Below are 15,687 nucleotides of genomic sequence, written 5' to 3'. Positions count from 1 at the left end.
GGAGGGCGCGGCAACGCGCTGAGCTCCTCCCGTGACAGCACCGTGTGGGACACGGACCGGCGTCTTCGACCGCAGCGGCGCCCATCTCGCGAGGATGGCGTAGCGCGGGGAAGCGCACGAACGCGTATCCAATAAACGTATTGCTGTCGGGTTCGCAAGCTGCAATGCTAGGAGTCTGCGCGGCAGAACTCCAGAGCGTGTTTTCTAGCAGAATGATTGGCGAACCGCGAGGTGCGGCACGAGACTGAGGCCGTGGTCAAGTTGCTTTGCGACGGCGCGGCGCGCATGCCGGACGGCAACGGGGACAGGTTTGCCCCCTTTTCCCGTCATGCCGTCCTCAATGTGCTCATCCTGCGCAGGTTCAGCGCCATACAGACGAGCTTCCACTCCGCTTTGACGCGCTCCAGGCCCCGCAGGCTGAACTGCCGGAATCCCAACACGTTCTTGATCCAGCCGTTGGGCGGTTCGGCGATCCATTTCCGTTTTCGGTAGGCGCTCTTGCCCGCCTCGCTCTCGAGCTTGTCGGCCATCTGCGCGGTGTGCGGATTGCGTTCGCGATCGAAGCCGAGTCGGCGCTTACCTTCCCGGCCCAGCGCCACCACCAGTTCGGTCCCGCACCCGTCGAGTTCCCGGAACGTTTGCTCCGAGCGGTAGCCGGTGTCGGCCAGCGCCTGGCGCGGTCGGTGTTCGACGTTGTCGCGCACGGCCTGCAGTACCCCCGCCAGTTGCCCGGCGTCGCTGGCGTTGTTGGTCAGCTCGGCCGCCACGATGATGTGGGCGGTCTCGTCGACCGCCGTCTGGGCGTTGTAGCTCGGATCGAAACCGCCGCCGGCGCGCTTCATGATGCGGCTGTCCGGATCGGTGAAGTTCTCCTGCGCTTTGTCCTCGGGCACTCCAAAGTCGCGCTTGTAGCGCCCGCCCTTCGGTTTGCCGTCACCGCCGCGCGGGCGACGCTCGTCATCGTCGCTGCGCCCGCGCGCCTGATCGGCCTCGCGCTGGCGCTGCTCGAGCCGCGCCCGGGCTTCAGCAATCGCCGTCAGCCGCGCCTCGCGCCGCGCGATCTCGGCCGGCACATCCCACTCGGGCTCGTTCCGCTCGGCGTCGTCGGCGGCCTTGGCCCGATTGAGCAGCGCCTCGATCTGCCGTTTCAACTCGGCCTCCGCCTTCACCATATGGCCGTAACTCATCGCCTTGTGGCGGCTGGCGTTTGCCTTGACCTTGGTGCCGTCGATGGCCACCGTCCCGAGCTTGACCAGCCCCATCTCGCGGGCCAGTCGCACCACCTGCACGAACAACTCGCTCAGCTCCTTCAAATGGACCGCGCGAAAGTCGCTCAGCGTGCGGTGGGCCGGGAAGTTGTCTGCCGCCAGGACCCGGAACGCCACATCCTCGTGCAGCTTGCGCGCGATCTTGCGCGAACTGAACACGCCCGTGGCGTACGCATACAGCAGCACCTTGACCATCATGGCCGGATGAAACGGCTGGTTGCGCGGTCCGCCACCGGCATACCGGGCGTGGAACGCGCTCAGATCCAACCCGTCGACCGCGTCGCTGATGAAGTACGCCAAGTGGCCTTCGGGTAGCCACTCCTGCAGCGCCTGGGGCAGCAGCATCTGCTGCTGCGGGCAATAGGGCAGATAGCTCGTCATCTCGACAGTCTACCGGCCCCGAAACGCCCGCGAGGACTTAACTCACCGACGCTTGGCTTCTGCCGCGCAGACTCCTAGGGCCGAACGCGTTCCCGCACCTCGTCGAGCAAGCGCAAGGCCTACCGCGGCGGGGCGGGCGACTCGTTCCGACGAGTACGGGGGGCGGTGGGCGTCCTGGGGGGGCGACTGGGCATGCCGCAGGGTTCCGTGCAAGCCAGCAGATTTGCGGGCTAAAACACGTTGGGCCTTTCCTTTCGGTTGGAGGCGGTCATTATTTGAACACTCGTTTTGTTCCTCACTGGCCTATTCCCGGTTCTCGTTTTCGGCCAAGTGCCATTCCCCGAGTTGCCGCAGCCGATAGCGGGCTATTCTTTTGAGGACAAGGACTGGAACGTCGAAGCGCCAACGACACCAAGGAGTGGTCGCCCTCATGCTCCCACGCCAACGTCCATTCCTGGCGCGCGGGTGATAAGGACACTTCAACTCAAGGCGCTTCTTGATGCAAGCAACAAGGTTGTGGTGGTTGATGTGCTGGATGCGAAGACCAGAATGGAGCGAGCCCGAGAGTGTCAGCTGGTAGCCGGCCAGGTTCAATTGGGAACGCATTGGTCACGGCTCATGCCGTTCCGCCAGCGCCGACATTTGCTTGGTCCCATCCATCCGCCAAACTGCGGGTGCATTCCCGGCCGCATCAGTCGGCGTCGATGCAGAAGGAGCGCTGGAATCATCAAACGCCAGAAACAGGGAGCTTCGCCATGGCAGGTTTCGACATCAGGAACGATACGATCTGGCCGCTGGAGATCTCGCTCGGAATGCTGAGTCCGCTGTACTGGGGCTTGACCGAGCCCGCCCAGACCTTCTCCAGAAGCACGGGCGCGGTCTGGTTCACCATTCAGGCCACGGTGGCGCTGGACCACAAGGAGCACATCACGACGGCCGGGGCGGTCTTCGATGTCTTCAAGAACATCCTCTTCCCGCAGGTGATGCTCGGCAATTGGCTCATCAATGGCGAAATGCTCGCCGGATCGCATGGCATCACCGAGGACGTGGCCCAGGCCCTGGGCGCAAAGCGGCCGATCACGATCAAGGGCCGGCCGCTCGACGAGATGTCGACCGAAGATGCGATCGCGGGTTTGCAGGGAATCTTCACCCATGACAGGTCGCGCGTCTCGAAGGCGGGATGCTATGCGGGCTGGAGCGGGCACAAGCAGTACGTCGTCAGCGGCGGGCCGACGCTGCAGGTGAGGGCTGGCGGCGTGGAACTCGTGTCGGGCACGCCGCTGTCCATCGTGAAGCTGTAGGCGCGCGGAGACCTTGGCACCGGACCGCGACGTCGTCACGGTGAATGTCGCGTGTGCTCGTAGCACGAGGACGAAAGACCGCGAACGGCCCGGCCTGCGGGGCTCCCGGAGAGCCTCAGGCCGTGCTCGCCTCGAACAGTCCCGCCAGCGCCGGCGCCAGCACGAAGTCGAACTCCGCCGCCAGCGTGGCGATAGGATCGTCCGCCGCGACGAAGTCCGCCAGCAGCAGCGGGCGCAGCGCCTCGGGCACGCGCATGAAGAGGCCGTCGCGCTGGTTGAGCGGTTCGCCGGCGACATAGATCTGGGTGACGAAGGGACGCCCGCCTTCCTGGAACACCGCGGCGTGGATGTGCGGCGTGCGGCCGGGATAGGGCACCGGGCGGATGGTGCGGAAGCGGTAGCGCCCGTCGGCGTCGGTGACGGTGTGGCCGAAGCCCTGGAAGTCCGGGTCCTCCTCCACTTCGGCGCGATCGCGCGGGTGGCGGTAGCGGCCGTTGGCGTCGCATTGCCAGATCTCCACGCGCAGGCCGGCCAGCGGGCGGCCGTCGAGGTCGAGCACGCGGCCCGACAGGTCGGCGATCTGCCCGGCGGCACGACCGCTGCGGCCTTCGACCCGGGTGAGGTCGTTGTCCTTGTGCAGCGGCGGGGTGACCGGGTAGAAGGGGCCGGGCATCTGGCTCGGCGTCAGCACGCGCTGCGCCGCGGCGAGCGGCGCGGAGAGCAGGGTGGCGCTGCCGCCGAGGACGAGGCGGCGGCGGAGTCCGGAATGGTGCGACATGCTTGCGGCTCCGGCTGTGGACATGCCGTGAAGACCGTCGCGGTGGGGCGCGGTTCCGCGCGTGCCCGGACGCGCGCGTCGGGCTTGGCGGGCGGTGGGGGCGCAGGCGGCGCAGGCGGTCTCGCGCGTGCCCGCAGGCGCGTCCAGACTGCCTTGGAGATTGGGTGGTCGGACGGAGGCGGGGCATGGAGCGAAGACGATTCATCGCCGCCGCGGCGCTGGCCGGGCTGGGGGTGGCGGGCGGGACCGGCGTCCTTTCCCATCGGCAGAGCGTGGCGGTCTACGAGGCAGCAGCGGGTGCGACCTGGCGCCATGGCGAGCCGGCGCAGCGGGACACGCGTGCGGCACTGCGCGAGCTCGTGCGCTACGCCACCCTCGCGCCGTCCAGCCACAACACGCAGTGTTGGAAGTTCGCGCTGGCGGAGCGGTCGGTTTCCATTCTCCCCGACTACTCGCGGCGCTGCCCGGTGGTGGATCCCGACGATCACCACCTCTTCGTCAGCCTGGGCTGCGCTGCCGAGAACCTCGTGCAGGCGGCGCCGGCGATGGGTTTCCACTGCGAGGCCGCCTTCGACGGGGAGGCCGCCGAGGTCCTGAACTGCGCGCTGGCGCCCGCGCCGAGCCGACGAACCGCCCTGTTCGAGGCCATTCCGCAGCGTCAATCGACCCGCGGCGAGTTCGACTCGCGGCCGCTTTCGAACGAGGAGCTGCGGCGGCTCGAGGCGGCCGGCTCGGGCAGGGGCGTGAGCGTGCGCCTGCTCACCGGGGCGCAGGCGTTGGAACGCGTCCTGGAGTTCGTCGTCGCGGGGAACACGGCGCAGATGCGGGACCCGGCGTTCGTGCGCGAGCTGAAGGCGTGGATCCGCTTCAACGGCAGCGATGCGGCGCGCACCGGCGACGGCCTGTTCGCAGGGGCGTCCGGAAACCCCTCCGCCCCGGCCTGGCTTGGCGGCCTGCTGTTCGATGCCTTCTTCACCGCGGCGGCCGAGAACGACAAGTACGCGCGGCAGGTCCGCAGCGCCGCGGGGATCGCGGTGTTCGTCTCGGAGCGCGACGATCGCGCGCACTGGATCGAGGCGGGGCGTTGCTTCCAGCGCTTCGCGCTGCAGGCGACCGCGATCGGCGTCCGCACCGCGCATCTCAACCAGCCGGTCGAGCTCGCCACGCTGCGCCCCGCCTTTGCCGCCGACCTGGGCATCACGAACGGCCGGCCGGATCTGGTGATCCGTTTCGGCAGGGGGCCGGCGATGCCCCGATCCCTGCGCCGTCCGCTCGACGCCGTGCTGCTGTGAGGGGCGGCGCCCGCCGCCGGCCACCTCAAGGGTGGGCCTGGCCGTCCTCTTCCGTGCCCAGCAGCTTGCGCATCCGCCGCAGCCCCATGAAGACGATGCCGGCGATGACCGGGATCGACACCGCGGTGAGCACCTCCGGCGTCAGCGGCTCGATCAGGTGCTTTGCGCCCTTGGCGACGTAGTTCACCAGCTGCGAGGCGTAGTAGGTGATCGCCACCACCGACAGCCCTTCAACGGTCTCCTGAAGGTGGAGCTGGATCTTGGCGCGGCGGTTCATCTGCGCGAGCAGCTCCTGGTTCTGGCGCTCGATCTCGATGTCGACGCGGGTGCGCAGCAGCTGCGAGTTGCGCGCGATGCGGCCGGAGAGGTCGTCCTGGCGGCGCGCGATCGAGGTGCAGGTGTCGATCGCGGGGACGAGGCGGCGGTCCATGAACTCGCCGATCGGCGAGAAGCCGGGCAGGCGCTGTTCGCGCAGGTCGTCGATGCGCTGGCGCACCAGGCGGTAGTAGGCCGCGGCGGCGCCGAAGCGGAAGGTGGTGCGCGCCACCGAGCGCTCGACCTCGGCGGCCAGGCGGGACAGGCGGGCGAGCACCGCGCGGTCGTCCTCGGCGCTGCGCGACCGGCCCATGCCGTCCATGAGGTCGGCGAGCTCGTCCTCGGCGCGCGAGACCAGGCGGCCGGTGTCCTTGGCCACCGGGAAGGCGAGCAGCGCCATGACGCGGTAGGTCTCGATCTCGACCAGGCGCTGGGCGATGCGGCCGGCCTGGCGCGGGGTGAAGCCCTTGTCGAGCAGCAGGAAGTGCGAGAAGCCGTCGTGCAGGTGGAAGTCGGTGAGCACCCAGCCGGCGCCGTCCGAGACGCCGGAGGCGACCAGCGCCTGGCCGTGGCGCGACTGCTGGTGCAGCACCGTCTCCAGCGGCACCTCGCCGACGTCGCGCAGCTCGATGTGGGTGGCGGCGATCAGCAGGCCGGGGATGGCCTTGCGCCAGGCCGCGGGCACGTGCAGCAGGGCGTAGTCGTCGGGGCTGTCGTCGGGCTCGATGCGGCGGAAGAAGCAGTAGCTGGAGAACTCGTTGTGGCGCTCCCACTTCAGCCGGAAACCCTCGGCCTCGAGCAGCACGTGGCCCGAGTCGATGTCCGGCGCGGGCTGGCCGAGCTGCCCGGCCAGCGCCGCGAGGTGGTCCGCCTCGCGCCCGGCGCTGCCTTCGTGGTGCAGGAAGGCGAGGTAGGTGACGAATTCCGGGGTGTCCAGCGGCACCGGCGGGCGCGCGTGCACCTCGTCGCTGAGCGTCTGGCGCAGGGGGTGCTGTTCGAAGAGGGAGGACATGGTGGCTCGCAGAGCAGTCGGCGGCGGGTTGGATGAGGGCGACGCGATCGAAGACAATGGATCCACGGCCGCTTGAAGCGACGACCGCGCCAGCTGGCGCGGTCGTCGCTTCAAGCATGTGCTCCGCGCTGGTTCAGCGCACGATCTGGCTCAGCTCGCCGGCCTTGTAACGCGCCGCGATCTTGTCGAGCGCGACGGGCTTGATCTTCGAGGCCATGCCGGCGCAGCCGAAGGCTTCGTAGCGCGCCTTGCAGACCAGCTTGGCGGCCTCGCGCGCGGGCTTGTTGTACTCGCGCGGGTCGAACTTCGACGGGTTCTCGAACATGAACTTGCGGATCGCCCCGGTCATGGCGAGGCGGATGTCGGTGTCGATGTTGATCTTGCGCACGCCGTACTTGATGCCCTGGACGATCTCCTCGACCGGTACGCCGTAGGTCTCCTTCATGTCGCCGCCGTACTGGCGGATGATCTCGAGGAGCTCCTGCGGCACCGAGGAGGAGCCGTGCATCACCAGATGGGTGTTGGGGATGCGGGCATGGATGGCCTTGACGCGCTCGATGGCGAGGATGTCGCCGGTGGGCTTGCGGGTGAACTTGTAGGCGCCGTGGCTGGTGCCGATGGCGATGGCGAGCGCGTCGCAGTCGGTCTGCTTGACGAAGTCGGCGGCCTGGTCGGGGTCGGTGAGCATCTGGCTGTGGTCGAGCGTGCCCTCGGCGCCTACGCCGTCTTCCTCGCCGGCCTGGCCGGTCTCGAGCGAGCCGAGGCAGCCAAGCTCGGCCTCGACGCTGACGCCGATCGCATGCGAGAACTTGACCACCTCGCGGGTGACGGCGACGTTGTATTCGTAGGAGGAGGGGGTCTTGCCGTCTTCCAGCAGCGACCCGTCCATCATCACGCTCGAGAAGCCCGAGCGGATCGCACCCATGCAGATCGCCGGCGACTGGCCGTGATCCTGGTGCATGACGACCGGGATGTGCGGATAGGCCTCGATCGCGGCATCGATGAGGTGGCGCAGGAAGGCTTCGCCCGCGTATTTGCGCGCGCCGGCCGAGGCCTGCATGATCACCGGGGCGTCGCACTCGGCGGCCGCTTCCATGATCGCCTGCACCTGTTCGAGGTTGTTCACGTTGAAGGCGGGCAGGCCATAGCTGTGTTCGGCGGCGTGGTCGAGCAGCTGGCGCATGGAAACGAGGGGCATGGAATCTCTCCGGAAAAGGCCGCCGGGCGGGGCGGCCGGACGATCGAAAGTTCTATTTTAGCGTGTGCGCGGGGACGCTGACCGTGTCTCCCGTCGCGGACGGGTATTCAGACGGGGTCGTCGAGCGTGCCGGGGCGGTGGTGTTCGCCCACGCGCACGATCTTGAGCGTGTTGGTGCCACCCGCGCTGCCGATCGGCTCGCCGATGGTGAGCACGATGAGGTCGCCGTAATCGACCACGCCCTGCTCGAGCAGGACCTGCTCCGCCTCCCACAGCAGCACGTCGCGGTCCTGGTGGGTCTGGCTCATCAGCAGCGGATGGACCTCGCGGTAGAGCGTCATCTGGTTGCGCGCCGAGACCTCGGGGGTGAGCGCGTAGATCGGCACGCCGGCGATCAGGCGGCTCATCCACAGCGCGGTCGAGCCGGTCTGGGTGAGCGAGGCGATCGCCTTGACCTTGAGATGGTAGGCGGTCCAGATTGCCGCCATCGCGATCGACTGGTCGATGCGGGTGAACACGCGGTCGAGCATCTCGCGGTCGAGCCCGGTGTCGTAGGACTTCTCCGCCTCCAGGCAGACCCGGCTCATGGCCTCGACCACCTCCACCGGGTACTTGCCGGCGGCGGTCTCGGCCGACAGCATCACCGCGTCGGTGCCGTCGAGCACCGCGTTGGCCACGTCGGAGACCTCGGCGCGGGTGGGCACCGGGCTGGTGATCATGGATTCCATCATCTGCGTGGCGGTGATGGTGAGCTTGTTGCGGTCGCGCGCGGCGCGGATCATCTTCTTCTGCAGCGCCGGCACCGCGGCGTCGCCCACCTCCACCGCGAGGTCGCCGCGCGCCACCATGATGCCGTCGGAGGCGTCGAGGATCTCGTCGAGGTTGGCCACCGCCTCGGTGCGCTCGATCTTGGCGATCAGCAGCGCCGAACAGCCGGCGGCGCGCATGAGCTGGCGCGCCATGTACATGTCGGCCGCGCTCTTGGGGAAGGACACCGCGACGAAGTCCACGCCGATGAGCGCGGCGGTGCGGATGTCGTCCATGTCCTTGGCGGTGAGCGCGGGCGCGGTGAGCCCGCCGCCCTGGCGGTTGATGCCCTTGTTGTTGGACAGCTCGCCGCCCACCTTCACCGTGGTGTGGATCTCGTGGCCGAGCACGCGCTGCACGGTGAGCTTGAGGCGGCCGTCGTCGAGCAGCAGCACGTCGCCCGGCTTCACGTCCTTGGGCAGGTCCTTGTAGTCGAGGCCGACGCGCTGGACGTTGCCGAGCTCGCAGCGGGCGTCGAGGATGAAGGGCGCGTCGCGGGTCAGCGTCACGCGGCCTTCCTCGAACTTGCCGACGCGGATCTTGGGGCCCTGCAGGTCGGCGAGGATGCCGATCGGGCGGCCGGCGCGTGCGGAGGCGTCGCGGATGGTCTCGGCGCGGGCGACGTGGTCCTCGGGCTTGCCATGGGAGAAGTTCATCCGCACCACGTCGAGGCCGGCGTGCACCATGCGCTCGAGGGTGAGGAGGTCGGACGAGGCGGGGCCGAGGGTGGCGACGATCTTGGTGTGGCGGGACATCCGGGCTGCTCCGGTCGGTGGCGTGCCCGCATTCTAGCAGCGCGGCCGCGACGGCGACTTCGCGCGCACCGTATGCGAGGCTTGCGGATCGGCCTGCATGGCATATATTGGATGAAGTCTGTTCGCGGATGGCGCCCGGGTACCGGAGCCAGCCTCGCCACCCACTGGAGGAGCGTCATGGCCCTACCCGGCAAACCGAGCCGTCGCACAGCCGCGATGGCGGTGTCGAGCGTCGTGTTGTGCATGCTGTCCGCAAGCGCGGCGGCCGTGCCGTCCAGCCTGTACGTGTTCGGCGACAGCCTTTCGGACAACGGCAACCTGTATGCCTGGACTTCGAATCCGTCGAATCCGGTGACCTTCGGCTTGCCGATCCCGGTGTCGCCCCCCTATGAGCAGGGAACCTTCACCAATGGCCCGGTATACGCGGAGCGCCTTTGGGACAGGCTCGGCCTTCCCGGGGAGCTCGCTCCTGCGGCGCTGCCGGGCGGCACGAACCATGCGGTAGGCGGGGCGCGCTCGCGCTACCACTCCTTCGATGTCGGCCCCGACGGCCTGCCGCCGCTCGTGTGGCCCGCCAACTTCGCGTCCTTCAGCCTGACCGGACAGTTCCAGGGCTACCGCGACGGGCTCGCCGGTGGCGCTGCGGACGCGTCGGCGCTGTATCTGGTCTGGGCCGGTGCGAACGACCTGCAGGACGTGCTCCGGCTCGCCCAGCTGAGCGGCCCCGCCGCGGCCGGTGCGCGGCTGGCCGAGGCGGTCGGCGATGTGGCCGGCGTGATCGGCGGGCTGGTCGGCCTGGGCGCGCGCCAGCTCCTCGTGCCCACGGTGCCGGACATCGGCGCGCTGCCGGTGGTGGCCGCCTTCGGTGCGCAGGCCCAGGGAATCGCCCGCCAGTACAGCATCGCGTTCAACCAGGCGATCGACCAGGCCTTGCAGTCCTTCGCCGGCATCCCCGCACTCGAGGTGCTGCGCTTCGATGCGTTCGGGCTGCTCGACGAGGTCGTCCGCGATCCCGCGGCGAACGGCTTCACCGACATCGACACGGCCTGCCTGCAGGGGCTGTACATCGCGCCGACGCCCGGTGCGCCCGCACCGACGATCTGCTCGAATCCGGACGAGCATCTGTTCTGGGACGTGGTGCATCCGTCGGCGGCCGCCCATGTGATCCTCGCGGACGAGATGTACCGCGAGGTGCGCACCGCCTTCGTGCCCGAGCCCCCGCTGCCGGCGCTGCTCGTGGTGGGCGCGTTGTTCCTCGGCGTTATTCGTCGCCTGCGGCTGACCAGGCCGCTGTAGGCGTCGGGAGCGCGCAGCTTCGTGCGCGGCGGCGCGCTTCGCCTTTCGGGCTGTTGCATTGCGGCAACGGGGGGCGTGACTTAATCCACTGAATGAGACTTTGCGCGGCGTCGGGCGCGGCGATCTGGGTTGTGCACTGCGGCATCCGTTGTATAGTGTGCTGCCTGTCCTGCACATCGCATCTTCATGACGCTCCCGCGACCTTGCGCAGCTTCGGCCGCCTCGCCCTGGCCGGCACGCCTGGATCTGCTCCAGAGCCTGTCCGGCCTCGCCCTCGCCCTCTTCATGTGGCTGCACATGGGCTTCGTGTCCGCGATCCTGATCAGCGCGGACTTCGCGTGGGCGGTGGCGCGTTTCTTCGAGGGCTACTTCTTCCTGCCGCGTCCGCAGGCGTGGCTGGTGACGGCCTTCGTCGCTTCGATCGCGCTCCTGTTCGCCCTGCATGCGCTGCTGGCGCTGCGCAGGTTTCCCGCCGACTGGCGCCAGTACCGCATCGCCGCGCGCCACGGCAGCCGTCTGCGCCATGGCGACACGACGCTGTGGTTCGTGCAGGTGGCGACCGGCTTCGCGATGTTCTTCCTCGCGCCGGTGCATCTGTACGCCATGTTCATGCATCCCGACCTCATCGGCCCTTACGAGTCCGCCGATCGCGTGTGGACCGGCGGCTTCTGGCCGCTCTATCTCGCCTTGCTGTTCGCAGTCGAGGTGCATGGCAGCGTGGGCCTGTACCGCCTGGCGGTGAAGTGGGGCTGGTTCGAGGGCCGCGACGCGCGCACGACGCGGCGCCGGCTGAAGCTGGCGATGTGGGGCCTGATCGCCTTCCTGCTCACGCTGGGGCTGACCACGCTGTTGGCGGAGATCCGCATGGGCATCGAGCATGCGCCGCGCGCCGGCGAGCGCTACGTACCGACCTGGCAGCGCAGCCCGACTGCGGTGGAGGAGGCGCGATGAGGATCGAATACACCGACGTGCTGGTGGTGGGCGGCGGCCTGGCCGGCCTGCGCACCGCGGTGGGCGCGGCAAGGCGCCGGCTGCGGGTCGAGGTGCTGTCGCTGGTGCCGGCCAAGCGCTCGCACTCGGTGGCGGCGCAGGGCGGCATGCAGGCGAGCCTGGGCAACGCCTTCAAGGGCATGGGCGACAACGAGGACGTGCACTTCGGCGACACCGTGCGCGGCTCGGACTGGGGCTGCGACCAGCTCGTCGCGCGCATGTTCGCCCACATGGCGCCCAAGGCGGTGCGCGAGCTCGCGGCCTGGGGCGTGCCCTGGAACCGCGTGCAGCGCGGCGCCCACGAGGTGGTCATCAACGGCGAGCGCGTCACGCTGACCGAGCGCGACGAGGCCCACGGCCTCATCACCGCGCGCGACTTCGGCGGCACGCGCAAGTGGCGCACCTGCTACACCGCCGACGGCACCGGCCACACCATGCTCTACGCGCTCGGCGACCGCGCGGTCGCCGAGCGCGTCCCGGTGCGCGACCGCAGCGAGGCGGTGGCGCTGGTCCACGACGGCGGGCGCTGCCAGGGCGCGGTGGTGCGCGACCTGGAGACGGGCGAGCTGTACGCCATCCTGGCCGCCGCCACGGTGATCGCCACGGGCGGCTTCGGCCGCATCTGGGGCATCTCCACCAACGCGATCATCAACGAGGGCATGGGTGCTGCGATCGCGCTCGAGACCGGGGTGGCACGCCTGGGCAACATGGAGGCGGTGCAGTTCCACCCCACCGCGATCGTGCCCGCCGGCATTCTCGTCACCGAGGGCTGCCGCGGCGACGGCGGCCTGCTGCGCGACGTCGACGGCCACCGCTTCATGCCCGACTACGAGCCGGAGAAGGCCGAGCTGGCCTCGCGTGACGTGGTCTCGCGCCGCATGGCCGAGCACATGCGCCGCGGCAAGGGCGTCAAGTCGGCCGCCGGCGAGCACCTGTGGCTGGACATCGCGGTGCTCGGCGCCGCCCATATCGACCACAAGCTGCGCGAGGTGAAGGACATCTGCCGCCACTTCCTCGGCATCGACCCGGCGCGCGACTGGATCCCGGTGCGGCCGACCCAGCACTACTCGATGGGCGGCATCCGCACCGACCACCGCGGCGAGTCGCCCGCGCTGCGCGGCCTGTTCGCGGTGGGCGAGGCGGCGTGCTGGGACCTGCACGGCTTCAACCGCCTGGGCGGCAACTCGCTCGCCGAGACGGTGGTGGCGGGCATGCTGGTGGGCGAATACGTCGCCGACTTCGTCGAGTCGCACGCCGGCGCGCTGCAGTTCTCGCCCGGGCTGGCGCGCGAGTTCGTCGGCCGCGAGCGCGCTGCCCTGGAGGCGATCACGGCGCGTCCGGCGCCCGCGCCGGGCGCGGACAACGTCGCCTCGCTGCGGCGCGGGATGGAGGCGACCATGACCGAGCACGTCGGCCTGTTCCGTAACGAGGCGGGGCTGCGCACGGCGGTCGCCACGCTGGTCGACCTGCACGCGCGCGCGCAGCGGGTCGGCATCGCCAGCCGCCACCTCGACGCCAATCCGGAGCTGGTGGCCGCCTACCGGCTGCCGCGCATGCTGGCGTTGGCGCTGTGCGCCGCGCAGGGCGCGCTCGAGCGCCGCGAGAGCCGCGGTGCGCACGCGCGCGAAGACTACCCGGCACGCAACGACCGCGACTGGCTGCGGCGCACGCTGGCCTGGTGGCCGGTGGGCGCCGCCACGCCGGTGCTGGAATACGAGCCGATCCGGGTCGAGAGCATGGAGCTGCCGCCCGGATTCCGCGGCTATGGCACGCGCAACATCGTCGAGCATCCGGCCACCGCGCTGCGCGAGGCCGAGCTCGAGTCCATCCGTGCCCGTCTCGAAGGCGCGGGGGGTGCCCCGCTGCAGGCCGCGCTGCTGGATTTCCGCGCACGCCTGCCCGAACGCTATCGAGGCGACAACGAACGCATCGCCGACATCGAAGAGGGAGCGCCGCGATGAGCCGCCGCCTGAAGATCTCGATCTTCCGCCACAACCCGCGCGACCCCCGGAGCGTGCCGCGCCTGGTCGACTACGAGCTTGACGAGCGGCCGGGCATGACTCTCTTCATCGCGCTCAACGCGATCCGCGACACGCAGGCGCCCGACCTCAACTTCGACTTCGTGTGCCGCGCCGGCGTGTGCGGGGCGTGCGCGATGGTGATCGACGGCCGCCCCGGGCTGGCCTGCCGCACGCTGACGAGCACGCTGCCGGCGGCGTTCAGCCTCTATCCGCTGCCGGTGTTCCGCCTCGTGGCGGACCTGTCGGTGGATACCGGGAGCTGGATGCGCGAGCTCGCCGAGCGCCTGCAGACCTGGGTGCATCTCGACGCGGAGCCCGATCTCGATCGCCTGGAGGCGCGCATGGAGCCCGCGCTGGCCGAGGCGGTCTACGAGCTCGACCGCTGCATCGAATGCGGCTGCTGCATCGCCGCCTGCGCCACCGCGCAGATGCGCGAGGGCTTCGTCGGCGCGGTCGGTCTCGTGAAGATCGCGCGCTTCCGCCTCGACTCGGCGGATACGCGCGACGCCGCCGACTTCTACGAGCTCGTCGGCAACGACGAGGGCATCTTCGGCTGCATGAGCCTGCTTGCCTGCAACGACCTCTGTCCCAAGGAGCTGCCCCTGCAGACCCAGCTCGCCTGGCTGCGCCGCAAGATGGCCGGGCAAGGGGTACGCTGGCTGCGGCGGGGATGAATCGAGCGCCGCAATCGCGACTCGCGTCGCTCCTACACCTCATCCGCGGCGCCGCAGGACGCGTAGGAGCGACGCCAGTCGCGATCCCGGCCACGCGGTATTTGCAGGCCGTGCGTCGCCCGCCGGAGCGCCCGATCGCGACTTGCGTCGCTCCCACGACAACCGTCGCGCTCCGGCCAGCGCCTGGAATTGCTTGTAGGAGCGACGCCAGTCGCGATCCAGCGCAATAGGCCAGCGCGGCCTGAATTCCAGGCGCCGCAATCGCGACTGGCGTCGCTCCTGCACCCCACCCGAGACGCCGCGGGTCTTGCAGGCGCGACGCCAGTCGCGATCCGGCGGTGACGGATCGGGGCTCAGTCCTTGACGCGCGCTTCCAGCGCCGCGATCGCGGGCAAGGTCTTGCCTTCGAGGAACTCGAGGAAGGCGCCGCCGCCGGTGGAGATGTAGCCCACGTCCTCGGCGATGTGGAACTTGGCGATCGCCGCCAGGGTGTCGCCGCCACCCGCGATCGAGAAGGCCTCGGAGTGCGCGATCGCCGAGGCCATCATCTTGGTGCCGCCGGCGAACTGGGGCAGCTCGAACACGCCGACCGGGCCGTTCCACACGATGGTGCCGGCGTTGGCGATGATCTCGGAGAGCTTGGCGGCCGTCTTCGGGCCGACGTCGAGGATGCGGTCGTGCGCGCCGACCTCTTCCACCGGAATGCGGTTGGCACGCGCCAGCGCGGAGACCTCGTCGGCGACGACGACGTCGACCGGCAGCGGCACCTCGGCGCCACGCGCCTTCATCATGTCCATGATCGCCTGCGCTTCCTTGACCAGCTCGGGCTCGGCGAGCGACTCGCCGATGCGCTTGCCGGAGGCGAGCAGGAAGGTGTTGGCGATGCCGCCGCCGACGATGAGCTGGTCCACCTTGTGGGCGAGCGACTTCAGGATGGTGAGCTTGGACGAGACCTTGGAGCCGCCCACGATCGCCACCAGCGGGCGCTGCGGGGATTGCAGGGCCTTGCCGAGCGCGTCGATCTCGGCGCCCATCAGGATGCCGGCGCAGGCCACCGGGGCGAAGCGGGCGATGCCGTGGGTGGTGGCCTCGGCGCGGTGGGCGGTGCCGAAGGCGTCATTGACATAGACGTCGCAGAGCGCGGCCATCTTCCTGGCCAGCTCTTCGTTGTCCTTCTTCTCGCCCTTGTTGCAGCGGCAGTTCTCGAGCAGGACGACCTCGCCCGGCTTGACCTCGAAGCCGCCCTCGACCCAGTCGGACACCAGGCGCACCGGGCGGTGCAGCAGCTGGCCGAGGCGCACCGCGACCGGGGCCAGGGTGTCGTCGGGGCCGACCGTGCCTTCGGTGGGGCGGCCGAGGTGGGAGGTGACCATCACCGCGGCGCCGTTGTCCAGGCAGTACTGGATCGAGGGCAGCGAGGCGCGGATGCGGGTGTCCTCGGTGATGTTGCCGGCGTCGTCCTGCGGCACGTTGAGGTCGGCGCGGATGAAGACCTTCTTGCCGCGCACGTCGAGTTCGGTGAGTTTCTTGACTTGCATGATTCGCTCGTTCCCGGAAAAACGCCCTGCGGGGCAGGGCGTCGGTTCGACTGGATGTCCG

At 69.6% G+C, this 15,687-nt stretch carries 12 protein-coding genes; 6 read left to right on the top strand and 6 right to left on the bottom strand.

Features of this window, described 5'->3' with window-relative positions; all coding sequences use genetic code 11:
- Positions 1 to 326: 326 nt before the first annotated feature.
- The gene (locus PO78_RS06675) at positions 327 to 1,649 is read right to left on the bottom strand and encodes an IS1182 family transposase (RefSeq protein WP_004301215.1); all 1,323 of its coding nucleotides are present in this window, start codon (positions 1,647 to 1,649) and stop codon (positions 327 to 329) included.
- Positions 1,650 to 2,404: 755 nt separating this feature from the next.
- Here PO78_RS06675 and PO78_RS06670 point away from each other — a divergent pair.
- Positions 2,405 to 2,950, top strand: a complete 546-nt coding sequence (locus PO78_RS06670; RefSeq protein ID WP_004299838.1) for a hypothetical protein — start codon at positions 2,405 to 2,407, stop codon at positions 2,948 to 2,950.
- Between the two features lie 115 nt (positions 2,951 to 3,065).
- On the opposite strand, the gene PO78_RS06665 is transcribed toward PO78_RS06670, so the two are convergent.
- Positions 3,066 to 3,728 (bottom strand): dioxygenase family protein, encoded by a 663-nt coding sequence (locus tag PO78_RS06665; protein WP_004299840.1) that lies wholly within the window; start codon positions 3,726 to 3,728, stop codon positions 3,066 to 3,068.
- Positions 3,729 to 3,913: 185 nt separating this feature from the next.
- Between PO78_RS06665 and PO78_RS06660 the strand changes: the two genes are divergently transcribed.
- Entirely contained in the window at positions 3,914 to 5,020 is a 1,107-nt protein-coding gene (locus PO78_RS06660) for an Acg family FMN-binding oxidoreductase (protein ID WP_012585044.1), read from the top strand.
- Between the two features lie 25 nt (positions 5,021 to 5,045).
- Here the strand turns inward: PO78_RS06660 and PO78_RS06655 are convergent, their stop codons facing one another.
- The 3 genes from PO78_RS06655 to pyk all read right to left on the bottom strand — a co-directional run bounded on the left by PO78_RS06655 (position 5,046) and on the right by pyk (position 9,107).
- Positions 5,046 to 6,347, bottom strand: coding sequence for a DUF3422 family protein (locus tag PO78_RS06655; protein WP_012585045.1), 1,302 nt, complete (start codon positions 6,345 to 6,347; stop codon positions 5,046 to 5,048).
- 133 nt (positions 6,348 to 6,480) lie between these two features.
- Positions 6,481 to 7,545: a class II fructose-bisphosphate aldolase gene (fba, locus tag PO78_RS06650; protein WP_004299846.1), complete on the bottom strand. Its 1,065-nt coding sequence runs from the start codon at positions 7,543 to 7,545 to the stop codon at positions 6,481 to 6,483.
- Between the two features lie 107 nt (positions 7,546 to 7,652).
- Entirely contained in the window at positions 7,653 to 9,107 is a 1,455-nt protein-coding gene (pyk, locus tag PO78_RS06645; RefSeq protein ID WP_004299849.1) for a pyruvate kinase, read from the bottom strand.
- Between the two features lie 177 nt (positions 9,108 to 9,284).
- On the opposite strand from pyk, the gene PO78_RS06640 reads away from it, so the two are divergent.
- The 4 genes from PO78_RS06640 (at position 9,285) to PO78_RS06625 (ending at position 14,088) form a co-directional block, all read left to right on the top strand.
- Positions 9,285 to 10,403, top strand: a complete 1,119-nt coding sequence (locus PO78_RS06640) for an SGNH/GDSL hydrolase family protein (protein WP_012585046.1) — start codon at positions 9,285 to 9,287, stop codon at positions 10,401 to 10,403.
- Positions 10,404 to 10,589: 186 nt separating this feature from the next.
- On the top strand, positions 10,590 to 11,354 hold the full coding sequence (locus PO78_RS06635) for a fumarate reductase cytochrome b subunit (RefSeq protein WP_012585047.1): 765 nt from the start codon (positions 10,590 to 10,592) through the stop codon (positions 11,352 to 11,354).
- Positions 11,351 to 13,354, top strand: coding sequence for a fumarate reductase flavoprotein subunit (locus tag PO78_RS06630; protein ID WP_043742838.1), 2,004 nt, complete (start codon positions 11,351 to 11,353; stop codon positions 13,352 to 13,354). The genes PO78_RS06635 and PO78_RS06630 overlap by 4 nt, the downstream gene beginning before the upstream one ends.
- The gene (locus tag PO78_RS06625; RefSeq protein WP_043742837.1) at positions 13,351 to 14,088 is read left to right on the top strand and encodes a fumarate reductase iron-sulfur subunit; all 738 of its coding nucleotides are present in this window, start codon (positions 13,351 to 13,353) and stop codon (positions 14,086 to 14,088) included. Before PO78_RS06630 ends, PO78_RS06625 begins: the two co-directional genes overlap by 4 nt.
- A 353-nt stretch (positions 14,089 to 14,441) precedes the next feature.
- Here PO78_RS06625 and PO78_RS06620 read toward each other — a convergent pair whose 3' ends face one another.
- The gene (locus PO78_RS06620) at positions 14,442 to 15,626 is read right to left on the bottom strand and encodes a phosphoglycerate kinase (RefSeq protein WP_004299857.1); all 1,185 of its coding nucleotides are present in this window, start codon (positions 15,624 to 15,626) and stop codon (positions 14,442 to 14,444) included.
- Positions 15,627 to 15,687 lie beyond the last annotated feature (61 nt).

The organism is Thauera sp. SWB20 (assembly GCF_000831325.1).
Classification (GTDB): domain Bacteria; phylum Pseudomonadota; class Gammaproteobacteria; order Burkholderiales; family Rhodocyclaceae; genus Thauera; species Thauera aminoaromatica.
Note: the sequence above shows the minus strand (reverse complement) of the source record. Positions and strands in the feature narration are given on the sequence as shown.

Bases quoted from the DNA above. Each gene is read 5' to 3' on its own strand.
- PO78_RS06670 (WP_004299838.1), top strand. From the start codon at position 2,405: ATGGCAGGTTTCGACATCAGGAACGATACGATCTGGCCGCTGGAGATC.
- PO78_RS06625 (WP_043742837.1), top strand. From the start codon at position 13,351: ATGAGCCGCCGCCTGAAGATCTCGATCTTCCGCCACAACCCGCGCGAC.
- PO78_RS06655 (WP_012585045.1), bottom strand. From the start codon at position 6,347: ATGTCCTCCCTCTTCGAACAGCACCCCCTGCGCCAGACGCTCAGCGAC.
- PO78_RS06640 (WP_012585046.1), top strand. From the start codon at position 9,285: ATGGCCCTACCCGGCAAACCGAGCCGTCGCACAGCCGCGATGGCGGTG.
- PO78_RS06665 (WP_004299840.1), bottom strand. From the start codon at position 3,728: ATGTCGCACCATTCCGGACTCCGCCGCCGCCTCGTCCTCGGCGGCAGC.
- PO78_RS06675 (WP_004301215.1), bottom strand. From the start codon at position 1,649: ATGACGAGCTATCTGCCCTATTGCCCGCAGCAGCAGATGCTGCTGCCC.
- pyk (WP_004299849.1), bottom strand. From the start codon at position 9,107: ATGTCCCGCCACACCAAGATCGTCGCCACCCTCGGCCCCGCCTCGTCC.
- PO78_RS06635 (WP_012585047.1), top strand. From the start codon at position 10,590: ATGACGCTCCCGCGACCTTGCGCAGCTTCGGCCGCCTCGCCCTGGCCG.
- PO78_RS06620 (WP_004299857.1), bottom strand. From the start codon at position 15,626: ATGCAAGTCAAGAAACTCACCGAACTCGACGTGCGCGGCAAGAAGGTC.
- PO78_RS06630 (WP_043742838.1), top strand. From the start codon at position 11,351: ATGAGGATCGAATACACCGACGTGCTGGTGGTGGGCGGCGGCCTGGCC.
- PO78_RS06660 (WP_012585044.1), top strand. From the start codon at position 3,914: ATGGAGCGAAGACGATTCATCGCCGCCGCGGCGCTGGCCGGGCTGGGG.
- fba (WP_004299846.1), bottom strand. From the start codon at position 7,545: ATGCCCCTCGTTTCCATGCGCCAGCTGCTCGACCACGCCGCCGAACAC.